This window comes from Gluconobacter sp. P1D12_c, assembly GCF_018812105.1.
Classification (GTDB): Bacteria; Pseudomonadota; Alphaproteobacteria; order Acetobacterales; family Acetobacteraceae; genus Gluconobacter; species Gluconobacter oxydans_A.
On sequence record NZ_JACSIQ010000004.1, the window covers coordinates 89,799 to 104,833 of the forward strand.

Annotated in this window: 16 protein-coding genes and 1 tRNA gene; 7 read left to right on the forward strand and 10 right to left on the reverse strand. The window is 56.5% G+C overall.

What is annotated here, in order from left to right:
* Positions 1 to 9: 9 nt before the first annotated feature.
* From KP705_RS05820 to KP705_RS05840, 5 genes are read right to left on the reverse strand one after another with little or no spacing between them, the layout of a single operon-like run.
* Positions 10 to 933 (reverse strand): DNA polymerase III subunit delta', encoded by a 924-nt coding sequence (locus KP705_RS05820; protein WP_046901489.1) that lies wholly within the window; start codon positions 931 to 933, stop codon positions 10 to 12.
* Positions 930 to 1,595, reverse strand: a complete 666-nt coding sequence (gene tmk, locus KP705_RS05825) for a dTMP kinase (RefSeq protein ID WP_046901488.1) — start codon at positions 1,593 to 1,595, stop codon at positions 930 to 932. The genes KP705_RS05820 and tmk overlap by 4 nt, the downstream gene beginning before the upstream one ends.
* Positions 1,579 to 2,850 (reverse strand): D-alanyl-D-alanine carboxypeptidase family protein, encoded by a 1,272-nt coding sequence (locus tag KP705_RS05830; protein WP_211513667.1) that lies wholly within the window; start codon positions 2,848 to 2,850, stop codon positions 1,579 to 1,581. Before KP705_RS05830 ends, tmk begins: the two co-directional genes overlap by 17 nt.
* On the reverse strand, positions 2,847 to 3,704 hold the full coding sequence (locus tag KP705_RS05835) for a septal ring lytic transglycosylase RlpA family protein (protein WP_215764173.1): 858 nt from the start codon (positions 3,702 to 3,704) through the stop codon (positions 2,847 to 2,849). The genes KP705_RS05830 and KP705_RS05835 overlap by 4 nt, the downstream gene beginning before the upstream one ends.
* On the reverse strand, positions 3,691 to 4,674 hold the full coding sequence (locus KP705_RS05840) for a lytic transglycosylase domain-containing protein (RefSeq protein ID WP_215764174.1): 984 nt from the start codon (positions 4,672 to 4,674) through the stop codon (positions 3,691 to 3,693). Before KP705_RS05840 ends, KP705_RS05835 begins: the two co-directional genes overlap by 14 nt.
* Before the next feature lie 180 nt (positions 4,675 to 4,854).
* Here KP705_RS05840 and KP705_RS05845 point away from each other — a divergent pair, with 180 nt between their 5' ends.
* Together KP705_RS05845 and KP705_RS05850 are read left to right on the forward strand one after the other, a co-directional pair.
* The gene (locus KP705_RS05845; RefSeq protein WP_064273192.1) at positions 4,855 to 5,421 is read left to right on the forward strand and encodes a DedA family protein; all 567 of its coding nucleotides are present in this window, start codon (positions 4,855 to 4,857) and stop codon (positions 5,419 to 5,421) included.
* 4 nt (positions 5,422 to 5,425) lie between these two features.
* Complete coding sequence (locus tag KP705_RS05850; protein WP_215764175.1) at positions 5,426 to 6,490, forward strand: ATP-grasp domain-containing protein; 1,065 nt, start codon at positions 5,426 to 5,428, stop codon at positions 6,488 to 6,490.
* Positions 6,491 to 6,496: 6 nt separating this feature from the next.
* Here the strand turns inward: KP705_RS05850 and KP705_RS05855 are convergent, their stop codons facing one another.
* Positions 6,497 to 6,961, reverse strand: a complete 465-nt coding sequence (locus KP705_RS05855; protein WP_046901483.1) for an MlaD family protein — start codon at positions 6,959 to 6,961, stop codon at positions 6,497 to 6,499.
* A gap of 128 nt (positions 6,962 to 7,089) precedes the next feature.
* Here KP705_RS05855 and KP705_RS05860 point away from each other — a divergent pair, with 128 nt between their 5' ends.
* Together KP705_RS05860 and KP705_RS05865 are read left to right on the forward strand one after the other, a co-directional pair.
* A complete protein-coding gene (locus KP705_RS05860) occupies positions 7,090 to 7,932 on the forward strand; it encodes an undecaprenyl-diphosphate phosphatase (protein ID WP_215764176.1) in 843 nt (280 codons plus the stop codon).
* Positions 7,933 to 7,971: 39 nt separating this feature from the next.
* Positions 7,972 to 9,501 carry an APC family permease gene (locus tag KP705_RS05865; protein WP_046901481.1) on the forward strand — a complete coding sequence of 510 codons (1,530 nt, stop codon included), beginning with the start codon at positions 7,972 to 7,974 and terminating at the stop codon, positions 9,499 to 9,501.
* Between the two features lie 27 nt (positions 9,502 to 9,528).
* Here KP705_RS05865 and KP705_RS05870 read toward each other — a convergent pair whose 3' ends face one another.
* Positions 9,529 to 10,461 carry a GIY-YIG nuclease family protein gene (locus KP705_RS05870; RefSeq protein ID WP_046901480.1) on the reverse strand — a complete coding sequence of 311 codons (933 nt, stop codon included), beginning with the start codon at positions 10,459 to 10,461 and terminating at the stop codon, positions 9,529 to 9,531.
* A 122-nt stretch (positions 10,462 to 10,583) separates the two neighbouring features.
* Positions 10,584 to 11,771 carry a mechanosensitive ion channel family protein gene (locus tag KP705_RS05875; RefSeq protein ID WP_064273188.1) on the reverse strand — a complete coding sequence of 396 codons (1,188 nt, stop codon included), beginning with the start codon at positions 11,769 to 11,771 and terminating at the stop codon, positions 10,584 to 10,586.
* 174 nt (positions 11,772 to 11,945) lie between these two features.
* Between KP705_RS05875 and KP705_RS05880 the strand changes: the two genes are divergently transcribed.
* Positions 11,946 to 12,020 (forward strand) — tRNA-Met (locus KP705_RS05880).
* Positions 12,021 to 12,092: 72 nt separating this feature from the next.
* Positions 12,093 to 12,962: a glycosyltransferase family 2 protein gene (locus KP705_RS05885; RefSeq protein ID WP_200898352.1), complete on the forward strand. Its 870-nt coding sequence runs from the start codon at positions 12,093 to 12,095 to the stop codon at positions 12,960 to 12,962.
* A 40-nt stretch (positions 12,963 to 13,002) separates the two neighbouring features.
* Here KP705_RS05885 and KP705_RS05890 read toward each other — a convergent pair whose 3' ends face one another.
* Positions 13,003 to 13,437 carry a DUF4167 domain-containing protein gene (locus KP705_RS05890; RefSeq protein WP_374195552.1) on the reverse strand — a complete coding sequence of 145 codons (435 nt, stop codon included), beginning with the start codon at positions 13,435 to 13,437 and terminating at the stop codon, positions 13,003 to 13,005.
* A 259-nt stretch (positions 13,438 to 13,696) separates the two neighbouring features.
* The gene (gene prmC / locus KP705_RS05895) at positions 13,697 to 14,545 is read right to left on the reverse strand and encodes a peptide chain release factor N(5)-glutamine methyltransferase (RefSeq protein ID WP_046901476.1); all 849 of its coding nucleotides are present in this window, start codon (positions 14,543 to 14,545) and stop codon (positions 13,697 to 13,699) included.
* A gap of 30 nt (positions 14,546 to 14,575) precedes the next feature.
* Here prmC and KP705_RS05900 point away from each other — a divergent pair, with 30 nt between their 5' ends.
* Entirely contained in the window at positions 14,576 to 15,034 is a 459-nt protein-coding gene (locus tag KP705_RS05900; RefSeq protein ID WP_046902057.1) for a hypothetical protein, read from the forward strand.
* Position 15,035 lies beyond the last annotated feature (1 nt).

A 15,035-nucleotide genomic window follows, 5' to 3' on the forward strand; every position in this document is an offset into this window, starting at 1 on the left:
CTGAGCCATTCACGTTCCGGCAGCGAGTTCCACTGCCTGACGGATGGCCTGGGCCTTGTCCAGATTAAAACCGTCTGTCTGCCGCCTCAGTGTATCAAGTTCCGAACACTGACGGGCAGAAGAATCAGCAACAGGCAGGTCGCCACGTCGTGCTGCCGAGCGTGCACGGTCTGCCAGTCCCTCGCCTAGCAAATCACAGAGCAATGCGAAACCTTCCGTCTCACGGGCAATCCGGTCAATGAAAGGAAGCATATCAGCCGTAAGCGTCTTCCCTGCCAGTATTTCCGCCACAAACGCAGCAATCGCTCCATCCCGATCCTGAGCAAGAAACAATGCGCGCCCAGGAGAACCATGAGACCGTGCAAGAACATCCTCCGGAACGTCAGGAACCAGAACGCGCATATCCGCGTCAGGCAGAGGCGAAAGGGCAAGCGCGCGACATCTGCTGCGGATAGTCGGAAGCAGCCGTCCCGGAGACGCGGTTGTCAGCAGCAGGATAGCTTTCGGAGGCGGCTCTTCAAGAATTTTCAGAAGCGCATTTGCTGCAAAACGGTTCAGATATTCTGCGCCGTCCACGATCACGACACGCCAGCCACCTTCCGTGGCTGTGTGGTGCAGGAAGGATTGCACGGGCCGCACATCTGCAGCGGTAATTTCTCCCCGCAAACGGCCTTTTTTCTCGTCCATAGCACGGGAGATTTCCAAAAGATCTCCGTGCGTCCCAGCCGTAATGCGCCGTGCGGCTGCAGATGCTGGATCTTCTCCATTCAGCAGTATCCGCGCCAGCCGGAACGCGAGCGTCGCCTTTCCAATCCCGGCGGGACCGGAAATCAGCCATGCATGATGTAAACGCCCAGATGCAAGGGCAGCACGAAACGTCTCTTCAGCCGCTTCGTGGCCTCGCAGGTCGAATGTATGCCGTGGATCCGTCACGCGTCAGACGCGCACGCCGTATGACCGAGCTTCTCCGACACAGCATCCAGAAGGGATCGGCTAACAGCTTCAGGAGTCCGGCCGGCGTTAATACGCTTCACGCGCTCCGGTTCTGCCTTGGCAATCGCATCGAAGCCAGAAAGCACACGCTGATGAAAAACCTCAGCCTGTCCTTCGTATCGGTCTGTCCGGCCTCCGCGGCTCTCCAGCCGCTCCAGCGCCTGTTCGCGTGGCAGTTCAAGCAGCAATGTCAAATCCGGCTCTCGCCCGACAAGACGTCGCGCGCCAGTAATGAAGTTCAGACGTTCCGTTGATCCTCGCCCAACACCGTAGCCCTGATAAGCCAGTGTCGAATCATGGAACCGATCGCAGACCACGACTGCGCCGCGCTGAAGAGCCGGAAGAATGAGATTATCCAGATGGTCACAGCGGGCTGCCATATGAGCCAGCACCTCTGCCCGCCAGGACAGCTCTTCTTCTCCAAACAGCAGAAGATGCCGGATTGCTTCTGCGCCCGGCGTTCCGCCCGGTTCACGCGTCAGAATGGCTTCGTACCCTAGCCCACGAATGTGATCTGCCAGAAGGCGCGCCTGCGTGGATTTCCCCGCGCCCTCGCCACCTTCCAGCGTAACGAACAAACCGTTTTTAATTTGCAGGGCCATGACCAAGGCGCGCCATTGCACGTCCAACCAGTCCGAGTTTTGCGACAGATGCACCCGCCTGAAGCGGCACACGAATATCACCCATGCCCGGCGCTGAAATTACGATCGCGCCACAGGCCTGACCTTCAACGACCGGTGCGATCACTGGTGACGCATAATCCACTGCAATATGGGAGCGCTGCTGCCAGCCCACCGGCATGGTCATCACAATGTCAGCACCCGCGACAAGCGGTACAGCCTTGTGTTCACCCATCCAGACCGGCGCATGATCGACAACCTGCCCCTTGCGGAACAACGTGGCATTTTCGAAGTTTGCAAACGCCCAGGACATGAGGCGTTCACCTTCATGCGCGCGCTCATTGCTGGACGCTGTCCCGTTAATCACGACAATCACGCGATTTCCGTTCCGGCTGGAGCTGGCACAGAGACCAAACCCACCAGCATCGGTATGACCCGTCTTCAGGCCATCAGCCAGTCCCTTGTCGACCAGAACGTTACGGTTGCCCTGACGGATCTTGTTGAACGTGAATTCCGTCTCACCGAAGAAATGGTAATATTGCGGGAAGTCACGGATCAGATGCATGGCTACGGTCGCGACGTCATGCGCGGACATGTAATGCCCTTCAGCGGGCAGACCTGTCACGTTCATGAAGTGCGAATTCGTCAATCCGATCTTCGGAGCTTCCTCGTTCATCATGGCGACGAAGCGCTCTTCAGAGCCAGCGATCCCTTCTGCGAGCACAACGCAAGCGTCATTGCCTGACTGAATGACCATGCCCTGGATCAGTTCAGAGACAAGTACGCTCTCGCCCAGCGGCACGAACATCTTGGAACCCTGCGTCCGCCAGGCTTTCTCACTGACCGGGAGCCCCTGCTCCAGGTGCAGACGTCCGGTCGCCAGCATGCCGAACACGATATAAGCCGTCATCATTTTCGTCAGGGACGATGGTGCCATCCGCTCATCTGCAGATTTATCCAGCAGAACTGCACCTGTGGTGGAATCTACAATGTAAGCCCAACGCGCAACAGTATCGAACGGACCAATCGGCGTATTGGCAGGCGTCCCTACCGGAGCTGCCGACACGTCAGAAGCAGCGGCTTTTGCATGAGCTGCAGCATGATGGTGGGGGCGTGCCAACGCACTCAGCGGCCCGCCAAAAGAAGCACAGGCTGCAAAGCCCGCAACACCACCGAAAAGAGAGCGTCTAGTCCGCACGTTCGTCCCCAGTTGTTCGGCCTTTGTCACGGCCGTCATTCCACAATGATCCGCGCGCCCTCTACCCCGCACGCATGGGTCCGGTCCAGTGCCGCATCGGCCTGGGCGGTATCGGTATAGGGTCCGGACCTTACGCGCCAGTCCAACCCTGCTCCATCTGGCACACGCTGAACCTCGCCGGAACAGCGCACAGCCACACTTGCGGCGGCCCCATGCCCGGAAAATTTTCCAAGAAGAACATATAGCCCCTGTGGACCTGTCATCCCCTGAGACCACGTTACAGGCAACGGCGTAAGCGCAGCAGACGGTTGGCCACCCACAGACGAGTCGCTGCCATAGACTTTTTTCGAAGCGCTACCATCAAGCGACTCTGCGCGAACTTCCCCAACCGGAGCAGACTGGACGTCCAGATGCGGCGCACCCGTCAGTCCCTCCATAACGGAACGGCTCGCGGTTTCGTCTTCAACAATCTCAACAGGCGTATCAGACGTCATGCCCAGCATATCTGCGGCCTTGGGGGACAACGCGACAACGCGCCCTGCACTTTCTGGCCCTCGTCGGGTCAGCCGGATCCGAACCACCCGCCCATTCAGCAGATTTCGGACAGTCACAATCGACGGCAGTTGAAGGGTTTGGTGTGACCCGGTCATTCCACCCGAAGACCAAGCCTCTCCGTCAGAAGCCAGTTGCCCATGTAACGGCGCCTCACGTGTCGCAAGACCCGTTGCCCGATAGTCGAACTGCTCATTGGGATAAAACCAACCCTGCGGGCCGTGCCACGCATTCCCCAGTTCATAGTGGGGATGCGGCGCAATAGCAGGCTCATCATCCTGATGACACGCCCCAACCAGGGGCAAGAACGCCAGAAGTGGCGCGAAATTACGGAGAAACAATGCCGGTTCCCAGAAGACCTACGCCCAGCGCGTAATAATCAGACGGGTTGTAACGACGGATCACGTTGAAATTATGGTAAACCATGAAGGCCTGCGTCCCCGGACCATCTGGCTGCACAATCGCGCCTTTTACGTCCGTACGGGAGAAACGCTCACCATCTGCCCGCCGCACGCCGCGAGACATCCACTCTGCCAGCGACTTGGTATTGGTCCGGCCAATCTCACTTTTATCTAACGCGCTGGCCAGTGTGACTTCCTGGCCCCATGGCTCGTAAGGCTGCCAACCGCATTTCCCGAGATAGTTCGCGATAGACGCAAACACATCGGGCTGGGACGTCCAGATATTACGCTTGCCGTCACCATCACCATCAGCCGCATACCGCAGATACGCGCTCGGCATAAACTGAGCCTGCCCCATGGCACCGGCATAGCTGCCCATCATGGCTTCCGGTGCGATATCACCATCATTCAGGATCTGGAGGGCCTTCATCAGCTCCCCACGGAAGAACGTTGAACGCCGTCCATCGAATGCCAGAGTCGCAAGGGCATCCACGACAGAGAAAGTGCCGGTATGCGCACCAAAACCCGACTCGAGACCCCAGATCCCCATCACGCCCCGATCGTCACACCCAAAGCGTTCACTGACAGGTGCCATGACGTTCTCTACGCCCGAATAGACAGTCCGGCCCTTCTGAAAACGCGACTCCGGCAGCACGCGATCACGATACTGCGCCCATGTCAGGGTGAACTCCGGCTGATGCCGATCGAGCTTGAGAACCTTGGCATTGGGTTCTCGCGTCAAAGCCAGAGCACGGGAGACGATGCTGGCAGAAAGCCCCTGCGCCAGTGCCTGCGATCGGACGCTGGCGAGAAATGCACCGTAGTCCTGAGCTTCAGCAGAGCGGATCCCCATCGCAGCCGCTCCGGCAACAGAGGAAAAGGCAGCAAGAAGATGACGTCTTTTAAGCACGGGAATATCAGCCCCCAGAGGGTGGTTCATTTTAAGCGCACGCTAGCAACCTGTGATGCTCCCTACCAGTCTTCCGCAAAACCTTTCGAGCATTCTCCGGTCAAAACGCCCGGCGTGAGATTGTCGCCAGCGCGCTGACATGCGACATCAACGTTCCATGATCATGGAACATCCCGCGGCATGATAGCCATTGGCCCCGCCCTGGCGTCACAGCCTGCCTGGCTGAAAGCAGTCAGCATCATTGTGGGGACCTTTATCCTCGAAGACGTGGCAACCGTTCTTTCCGGAGTGGCTGCGCGTGCGGGGCATGTCAGCATCGCCCTGGCCCTAGGAGCACTCTGGTTTGGCGTCGCAATCGGTGATCTCGGGCTATATGGCCTTGGGGCCGCTGGTGCACGCTGGCCCCGTCTTCGCCGTTTCCTGACGCTTCCCAAGCAGGAACGAACGCAGGACTGGTTTTCCAAGAACGTCATCCGCATCGTCGCCATCTCCCGCTTCGTGCCCGGCGCGCGCCTCCCACTCTACACTGCCTGTGGCTTCTTCCACGCACCGTTCCTGCGCTTTGCCCTGACAGCAGTGCTCGCCACCCTTGTGTGGACAACACTACTGTTCCTGCTGGCCATGCGCATTGGCGGCTGGCTTCTGGCGCATCAGGGAGGCTGGCGCTGGGCCGGACTGGCGGGATTTGTTCTGTGTATTGTTGTTGTCGGGCGCCTGATCGCCCGTATCCAGACCGTGAGCCAGTAACCGAATGTCCAAGACAGAGACTGAACAAAATCCCCTCTCGCTTTTCGAGTTCTGGCCCGGTTCCATCTTTTACACGCCCATCGTCCTGTACTGGATCGCAATGGGCCTGAAGTACCGGGATCTCAGCATTCCGACGGCCGCCAATCCGCGCATCGAGACCGGGGGTCTTTGCGGAGAGAGCAAGTCTTCCATTCTCGACATGGCTGGCCCAATCGCCCAGGAGGCTATTGCTCCTTACGCTGTTTTTGCGAGTGGCATGGGCGCGCTGGATCGTGCGCTGGCCGCGATGGAACGGAAGGAGCTATCATTTCCGGTGGTGGTCAAACCCGATATTGGCTGCAACGGAACAGGCGTGAAACTCGTCCGCTCCCGGGAGCAACTCGAAAACGTTCTTCCTCAGTTCCCGAACGACGTTGACCTGATGGTGCAGGAACTCATCGACTATCCTGTCGAAGCCGGCCTGTTTTACATCCGCCACCCCGATCAACAGCAAGGCCGCATCACGTCGGTAACATACAAGGAAGCCCCGGTTCTTACTGGCGACGGACATTCTACCATCGAAGAACTCATCATGAGCGATCCTCGCATGGGTCAGGTTCCGCAAATCTATCTTCCGCGTCTGGCGGGTCGGGAAAAGTCCGTTCTGGCAGAAGGGGAAGTTCTACCCCTCGTGTTTGCTGGCAATCACTGCAAAGGGTCTGTCTTTCGCGATGGCCGGGCTGATACCACCCCAGAGCTGACCGCGCGCCTGGACGCCATCATGAAAGACGTCCCGGACTTCTATTTCGGCCGTGTAGACGTGAAGGTTCCGTCGGTTGAAGCCCTGCAGCGCGGAGAAGGCCTTCGCATTATCGAAATTAACGGTGTCGGCTCCGAAGCAATCCATATCTGGGACCGCCGCACAACCCTGTGGGAAGCATATCGGGCGCAGTTCTCACACTATCACCAGACCTTCCTCATCGGCGCTGCCAACAAGGCCCGTGGATGGAAGACATCAGGCGCATTCGGAATGCTGCACTCCTGGCGCAAGCAACGCCGTCTGCTGGCGTCCTATCCAATGAACGACTGAGGGAACTCAGTTCCCGAGCTTACCACCGCCAAAGATATAGTTGCTGACCTGCTGCTCCAGCGAAAGCTGGTCGCGGGTGTCCTTGATGACCCCGCCAGCAGACAGCGTCTTAGGGTCTTTCCCCGGTTCAATCTGCAGCGCGTTATCAGCCGTCATGCTCGGCGCACCAATACCGACAGCCGTATCAACCGGAAGATTGAGCTGCTGATCAACGGAAAACGTCACGTCAGCCATCTGGGTTTGTGGGTTGAGGCTGATCGACTGGACACGCCCCACCGTCACTCCGGCGAGATCAACATCCGCCCCAGCTTTTAGGCCATTCGCTGAATTGAACTGCGCGTGCATGACGATGCTGTGCTGAACCGGCCCCTTGCGAAGCTCACCGCCATAAACAAGAAAAGCCCCGGCAACGAGAAGGACAAGACCGCTTGCCAGAATGGCGCCACCGCGCCCGCTGTATCCTGCCTTCATGTGGTGCCTCAACTTTCAAAAAACCCGGTAAGCTGGCGAGTTAGTCTTCCCCCACAGCACGGTCAAGGTTGCGTCCCTTCGCGCCATCAGGCAAGTGACTTCCTTTTCCGCCCATCCGTGCAGGCTCCATGACGCTTTTTCAGGCCATCATTCTCGCCATCGTTCAGGGCATTACTGAGCCCTTTCCCGTTAGTAGCCTCGGCCATGCCGTTCTGCTGCCCGGTATCCTTCACTGGAACCTGGACGAACATTCGGAAATGTTCCTGCCATTCCTGACAATGCTGCACGTCGGAACACTGGTGGCTCTGGCCGGTGTCTTCTGGCGCGACTGGATGGCCATCCTTCGCGGGATGCTCGGTCTGCACGGCCGATACAACCAGCTTGAATCGATTCGGGTTTTTGGTCTTCTCGTCATCGCGACAATCCCGGCCGTTATCTTCGGTGGGCTTTTTGAACATAGCCTGCGCTCCATTTTCGGGGCGCCTCTGGCCGTCGCAGGCTTCCTGATTCTGAATGGCCTGCTGCTTCTGGTCACGGAATGGCTCCGCAGACAGCGCGGACAGGCGGATCACCGTCCGATTTCTTCCCTGTCTCCCAAGGATGCTCTGATTATCGGGTTCTGGCAGTGTCTTGCCCTGTTCCCAGGTCTGTCGCGTTCAGGCGCCACCATGAATGGCGGTCTTCTGCGCGGACTGGATCACGGAACCGCCGCCCGTTTCTCACTGCTCATGGCCCAGCCGGTCGTTCTGGCAGCGACCGTCAAGGAAGGGTGGCAGATGCGGCATATGACGATTTCCCATGACGTGATGTTTCAGTGCGTCGTGGGAGCCATCGCTGCCGGTATCACAGCTCTTATCTGTTCTCTCCTGATGTTGCGCTTCTTCCGCAATCATGACGAATGGGCTCTCAAGCCTTTCGGCATCTACTGCATTGCTGCGGGCCTGCTGGCAGGCGTTCTCATCGTTCTATAAACCTTTCCAGACGCCGCTTTTCCCGGCAGATTAGGGATCATGCCACTTCCGATACAATCCAGCTCATCCGCCTCAGCCACGGCTGCCCGTCGAAAGAGTCTCGAACAGATCATGTCCGAGAATGAAGCGCACGGGTTGAAACGCAGCCTCACGGCCACGCAGCTTATTCTGCTGGGCGTCGGCTCCACCATCGGTGCAGGCATTTACGTCATGACTGGAACGGCTGCTGCCGAATATGCAGGGCCATCTGTTCTTGTTTCGTTCGTGGTAGCAGCCCTCGCCTGCCTCTTCACCGCGTTCTCATACGGCGAGTTGTCATCCACGCTCCCGGTCTCAGGCTCGGCATACTCCTACGCCTACATCTCCATGGGCGAGAAAGTGGCTTGGATCGTGGGCTGGCTGCTCCTTCTGGAATACGGAATTTCCTGTGCAGCCGTCGCTGCCGGGCTATCAGGGTATGCGTCGTCTCTCCTTGCCGTTTTTGGCATCCATATTCCCGCCAGCCTTACTCAGGCGACATTACAGCCCGTTCCCGGTTCGGATGGCACTGCCATTAGCGCCGGCTGGCGACTGGATCTTATCGGCCTGACGGCAGTCTTTCTGGTAACCGGCCTCTTGGTGCGTGGTATTGAGGAATCTGCCCGCGTTAATACGCTGATCGTTATCCTGAAGGTTGGCGTTCTTGGTTTGTTCGTTGCCTTCGGCATCCACGCCATTCACCCCTCAAACTGGCATCCGTTTATTCCACCCAACGAAGGTGGCTTCCACTACGGTGTCAAAGGGATCTTCCGGGCAGCGTCGATCATCTTCTTCGCTTATGTCGGATTTGAAGCCGTCTCGACTGCGTCAACAGAAGCGAAGAACCCGACACGGGATGTCCCCATCGGGATTATCGGCAGCCTTCTGATCTGCACGATTGTATACATCATCGTTGCTGCGGTTCTTCTCGGGATCGTCCCTTACCGAGACCTGGATGTTCCGGACCCACTGGCCATCGCTGTGCGCGTAATGAACACGCCCTGGCTGTCCATTTTCATTAATGTGGGCGCAACCATCGGACTGTGTTCCGTTCTGATGGGGCTGATGTATGCCCAGTCGCGTGTGCTCATGACAATGAGCCGTGACGGCCTGATCCCCTCGCTGTTCGGCAAGGTTCATACCAAATTCCGCACCCCTTGGCTCGGCACGATCGTTCTGGGAATCATCGTTGCCATCATGACGGCAACACTCCCCATCGACATTATCAGTGATCTGGTTTCAATCGGTACAGCGGCGGCTTTTGGTATCGTGTGCTTTACGGTCATTTGGCAGCGGAACACACGGCCGGATCTGCATCGGCCTTTCAGTGTCCCCTTGGGCGGGTTCCGGGTGCGTGGTTTCTGGATTGGTATAACACCACTGCTCGGGATTATTTTCTGCCTCTTCATGACCATTCCGCTCGTCACGGACATGATCCACTCCGTTGCCAATGGTAATCCCGTGCCGCTTATTCTACTCACCGGCTACGTCATTCTCGGCATCGTCACATATGTATTTTACGGACGCCGCAATTCCACAATGGCAGGGTGAAAATCTCGTTTCACGGTAGAATAGCGTTTATTCGGCAACGCTTTCTTCCGTGGAGCCATAACGTCCCATAGCCTGACCAAGAGATACACCGACGCTGTTTTTCCACTCAAACCATCCATTAGCCGACCGCCCGAGCAAATAAGCGGCGGATGAACTGGGGGATTTGTAGAGTGTGTCGCGCGTATAGATGATACGACTTCCCTCCACCTTCAGAATGCCTTGATCAATCAGGTTTTGACGCTTCTGCGAATAATGGTGCTTCAAAAAAGAGTTCAAAACCTCCAATCTTCCATAAGATCCCGCAAGAACAACTAGTCCTTCCTCTGTATATCGTGCCCGAGCGTTCACACCCGCAGCCACACAATAAAATTCCTGTTCTGCATCTTCCGATGCCACAGGATTATAGGTGTCATGCAAAGTGATGACTGGACTTTGAACAACACGAGCTCTGATCAATGGATCAAAGAGCGGATAGCCCAGCGTCGTCAGCAAAATATCGAATGTTTCAAAGATTTCCCGGCATTCGGCTTCCATCGCTGGTGGCGTATGCGGCTTGGTACCGATCGTACCGTTATCTAACTCAAAGCGTTGCGCTTTCGCGGCCCGAGTGATTGACAACCATTCCAGATAATAAGCGTGCGTCAGCGTCAGGCTCTGCGTCAAAGATAACGCCACAACTGCGCGGTTCCAGAAGTCTTTCTTCTCATTGTGCTGCTTCAGGCGCGTACCCAGGTTTCCTGTTTGCCCCACATAAGCCATGGGCGCGGCAGTCTGTTCATTCTCACCAAAAAGAACATACACACCAACAAACCCGGCTTCAGGCATCGCCAAAAAGGACTCAAGGCGCACTCGGGGAATTTCAATCACCTGCACAATACGTGTGGTAATGGCTGCGGTACGAATGCCCTGCGGGTCACCTGACGGAAGAAAGATCTGAATGGTTTGAGGATGTTCCGACATATCTTCTTCAGTCCTGCACAAGGTCCGGCATTCATGCGTAACGGCCATCAGCTGATCCGGCCAGATGCAGAGCGGCTACGTCCCTCAAAAGAAAAACCACCGCCGAAGCGATGGTTACTGTCTCAGGCCCCCGGTGTTCCTGGACCCATATAACTCCCCGGCGGCGGCCGATCGATCTTTGGAGACAAAAGCTCGCTTGGCCAGGCCTCAGCTCCTGGTCGGGGCGGCATCATGGCAAAACGTGCCCGCGGCAGAGCCTCCGGACATTCTTCCCGGATCCGCGCGATAATCTTTTCCCGGATATCACACCTCAGATCCCAGCTCTGAAGAGCATTGCGTGCACTGGCGATAATACGGATCGACATCACCTGAGAGTTACAGTCCGCCACCTGCGCATCAAAAACCTTGCCGTCCCAAAGTGGGCATGTGCGGATGATTTCATTTAGCATCTCCCGGATGCGATCCATCGGCGCCTCATAATCGAGCCATAGGAACACAACACCGATGATCGCCGCAGAATTATGCGTCCAGTTTTCGAACTGGTTCTCCAGGAAGTAAGAAATCGGTACAATATGACGGCGCCAGTCCCACACCCGCAGCACAACATATGTCGCGTTGATTTCCTCAACCCAGCACCAGTCACCATTGATGATGACGAGATCTTCCATACGAATGGGCTGGGTCACGGCAATCTGCACGCCTGCAATCAGATTGGTCAGCAAGCCACGCGCAGAAAGACCCACGATCAGTGACGCGGCTCCAGCCGAAGCAAAGAGCGACACACCATACTGTTTCACGGACGGGAACAGCATAAGGGCAGACGCCACGGTCACAATGCCCACCATGATTTCCGTCAGCCGCCTCAGAACGCGGATCTGCGTCTGGTGCGTACGGATCATGATGTCGTCGGTCTGTTCTCTTGAAGAAAGCCGATTGAGATACGCTTCCGTCATGATCCGGAAAACGATGATGGCAGAGAAGCCAAACGTCAGAACCAACAGGAACAGAAAAAAAAGCCTGAGGTTCTGTTCAGTCTCGTAGGCAAAGCCTGTCACGGCAGGCAAAGCCGCAATCATCGCTAGCAGTGCGATCATAATCCGTGTTGGACGCCGAAGCGCAGCCACGATCCGGCGGATCAGGGCACCACTTCGGGAGCCGGGTATCCGCAACGTCAGGGACGTTACGAGATTACCGCAATAAAAAGCCAGAATACCCACGACCGCGAGCATCAGAACAGAAACAACGGCTGCCGGAAGCCACGTAAAATAAGACCTTACGGCAAACAGCGTGCTGACGAAGTGCTGCGTCACTAGGCAGGAAGCTCCATATCAAGAGGGAATTGAGGGATTCAGAAAACCATAACAGATATGACCATTGTGAAAAATGCGGTGACTAAAATCCTGCATTTTCCTTTTGATAACGTGTTGACACACCAACAGATCCCCCTTAAAAACCCGCCTCAACGCCGGGTTGCCCGGTGGGATGGCGGTGTAGCTCAGTGGTAGAGCAGGGGAATCATAATCCCTTGGTCGGCGGTTCAAATCCGTCCACCGCTACCATCCTTATTTTCCTAAAATTAAATAAAAATCTTTCAGGTATCTGATCTGAAAGCATTTTTGTATCATGCTGACATGATCAAGAAGCCTCTTGCCGTCGTCACCATGGCCTATAATGAACCAGAACATCTTCAGATCTGGCGTCGACATTATGGCGCTCAGGTCGGTGAAGCGTCATGTTACGTTATTGACCATGGCTCCAATGACGGCTCGACAGATCATCTTGGTCAGGTCAACAGGATCCGAATTCCCCGCTCTCCTCAAGATGACGAACGACGCACGCGTGCCGTTAGCGCATTTTGTGCCAGTCTTCTCGAATGGTATGACAGCGTTATTTACAGTGATGTGGATGAGCTTCTCTTGGCGGATCCTGCCATCTACCCGTCCCTCACCCATTTTGCCATTGCAAATAGTAGCCCTGTCGTCACAGCTACCGGGCTGGATGTCATCCATCTGCCCAACAGCGAAACTGACTTCGATTATAGTCGGCTGGTTTCAATCCAGAGGCAGCATTTACGATTTTCGAGTGCGATGTGTAAGCCGGTACTCATCCGCGCGGCGGTGACGTGGGCTCCTGGCTTTCATTGCTGCAAAGAAGTCAGCCCTCAGCTGACAGCACCGTTGTTTCTTTTCCACCTGCGTTACGCCGACCTTGCCTCAGGCCTCAGGCGTCTGAACCGAACCCGAACGCAGCCCTGGAGCTCAGAAAGTGCCGGCCAGCATCAGCGCCTCCTTGATCAGGACTGGGAGAACATGCTCCGCAACATGGCAGGCCTCCCGATTGTGCACCCAACATTCGATCAGCAGGACCAGCGGCTGAAGAACTGGCGTCATGCCGTCGAACAAAGCGCAATTGACCGCGATCGTGACCAGTACCGGCTTGACCTCCACATCAATGGAACCGAGCTCTGGCACCTCCCCGAACGGTTTGTAGGGCGGATATAAAAAGAGCCGGTCCTGAAAAGGTCCGGCTCTTTTTCAAATCTTATTCAGCTTCGGCTGAAGCGTCCTGAGACCGCTGGGCCTCGAAGGAAGGCTGTTCGCCACCTTCACGGTCCCCGCCCTGATAATTTTCTTCGCCATGTGGCTCACGACGGTCTTCATAAGCGCGCTGACGCTGCGCCTGACGCTCGTTGCGCTCCTGCTGACTCTGCTGGGCCGCCTGATTCATCGCATTCAGAATGCGGAAATAGTGCTCGGCATGCTGGAAATAGGCTTCCGCAAGAATACGGTCCCCGGTTCCGGTGGCATCCCGACCAAGCTGGAGATACTTCTCGAAAAGCTGCTGAGCAGTTCCGCGAATTCTGAGGTCCGGGCCATTGCTGTCAAACACATGGTTGCGGTTCAGAGGGGTCTGGGAACTACTTGTGCGTGGTGTCCCGCCGCCTGCACGATGATGCCGGCCTCTTATACGCTTCATATTCATCGACCCGTGATGCACTTTCCTGATGGCGGGCCCCTCTTCTGCCCTTGCAGAAGGATGCATCCGCCGCTGTCGAAAAGACGTCTGTCTATCTCGCTGTGGCTGGACACTGGCCAGCCTTCTCATCTGTTACCGGCTTACTGAAAGACGGCCAACAGGAGCAACTCCGTGAGGAAAAAACCGCCATTACGGCTTTCGCTCCAAAACGTAGCTTTTGGGTCATACCAACTCTCGGACCTTAAGCCAACGTCTTTCCTCAGTTTTCTGTCCGCTGCAGAACAAGAGCGCGTGCAATGCCTCCCAGATCATCATGCCGCGCGACCTCTTTCAGCCCTCGCCGGCTCCCCAGTTCGGACACAGCATCGATCTGCCCAATGCCCATTTCCAGAATGGCATGTCCCCCGGGAACAAGCAGTCGAGGCAACGCGTCACACAACAACCGATAGGCATCCAGGCCGTCCGTTCCTCCATCCAGCGCCCGGGCGGGCTCATAACGCGAAACCTCCGGCATCAGGTCGGGCACGTCAGCACTCTCGATATACGGGGGATTGGAAATCACGACATCAAACTGCCCGTTCAGGGCAGAATCCCAGTTCCCTGCCAAAAACGCACTGCGTTTCTCCAGTCCGTTCCGAACCGCATTCCGCTGAGCCAGAAGCGCCGCTCCAGGTGCAAGATCAACGCCTACCCCCCACGCCCGGGAATATTCTGAAAGCGCGGACAACAGCAGGCACCCTGTCCCTGTCCCAAGATCCAGCATGGTAAGAGCCTCCGCCTTGTCCGGCCGAACGATCAGAAGCGCTTCAATCAGAGCTTCACTGTCTCCCCGGGGAATCAGCGTCTCGGGTGACGTAAAGACATCAAGAGTCCAGAACCCTGTTTCACCCGTGATGAAAGCCAGAGGTTCGCGAAACGCACGCCGCTGAACAGCCGCCTCAAAGCGATTCGCTTCATCCTCCGAAAGAACGTTCAGAGTGAACAATCCAGCCAGATCACGATGCGTAGCCCAGGACAGCAGCAGCCGGGCTTCACGACGAGGATCTTCAAGTCCAGCCTGCTGCAAGACCACTGCTGCACGCTGAAGAATGTCATCTTTTGCAGTCATTTTGTCAGTGAACCTGCTATACCTGTGATCATGAAGTCCAAACGTGCATTTTTCTTCTCGGTCCTTCTTCTGGGATGCGCACTGCATTCAGCCAGCGCCCAGTCTGAACTTCCTGGCACCTTCACCGTCACCGATGAGCGCGCTCCTGAAGAAATCTCCGAAGTCTCTCGCCTTTACCTGAACGGTAACCTGGTGGCGACCTTCCGCCTCGGCCTATCCAAATCGCGAGAAACGCAGACCATCACGCTGCCTGCCGGACGCAACGATGTTGACTACGCCCTGTGCGGCGAAATCACCATCATGCACAACGGTCATCAGGAAACGCATCAGGTCAGCAGCGACGGACAGCTTCATAGCCCGCAAGACCATGCCCTGGATGCTGTTGGCAGTAATAATTTCACAGACTTTTTTTTGGTAGACTACAACGACCCGTCCGTCGCCACTCATCGGCATGGACGGGCCGCTGTCTGCGCAATTCCCAGCAGCTGAG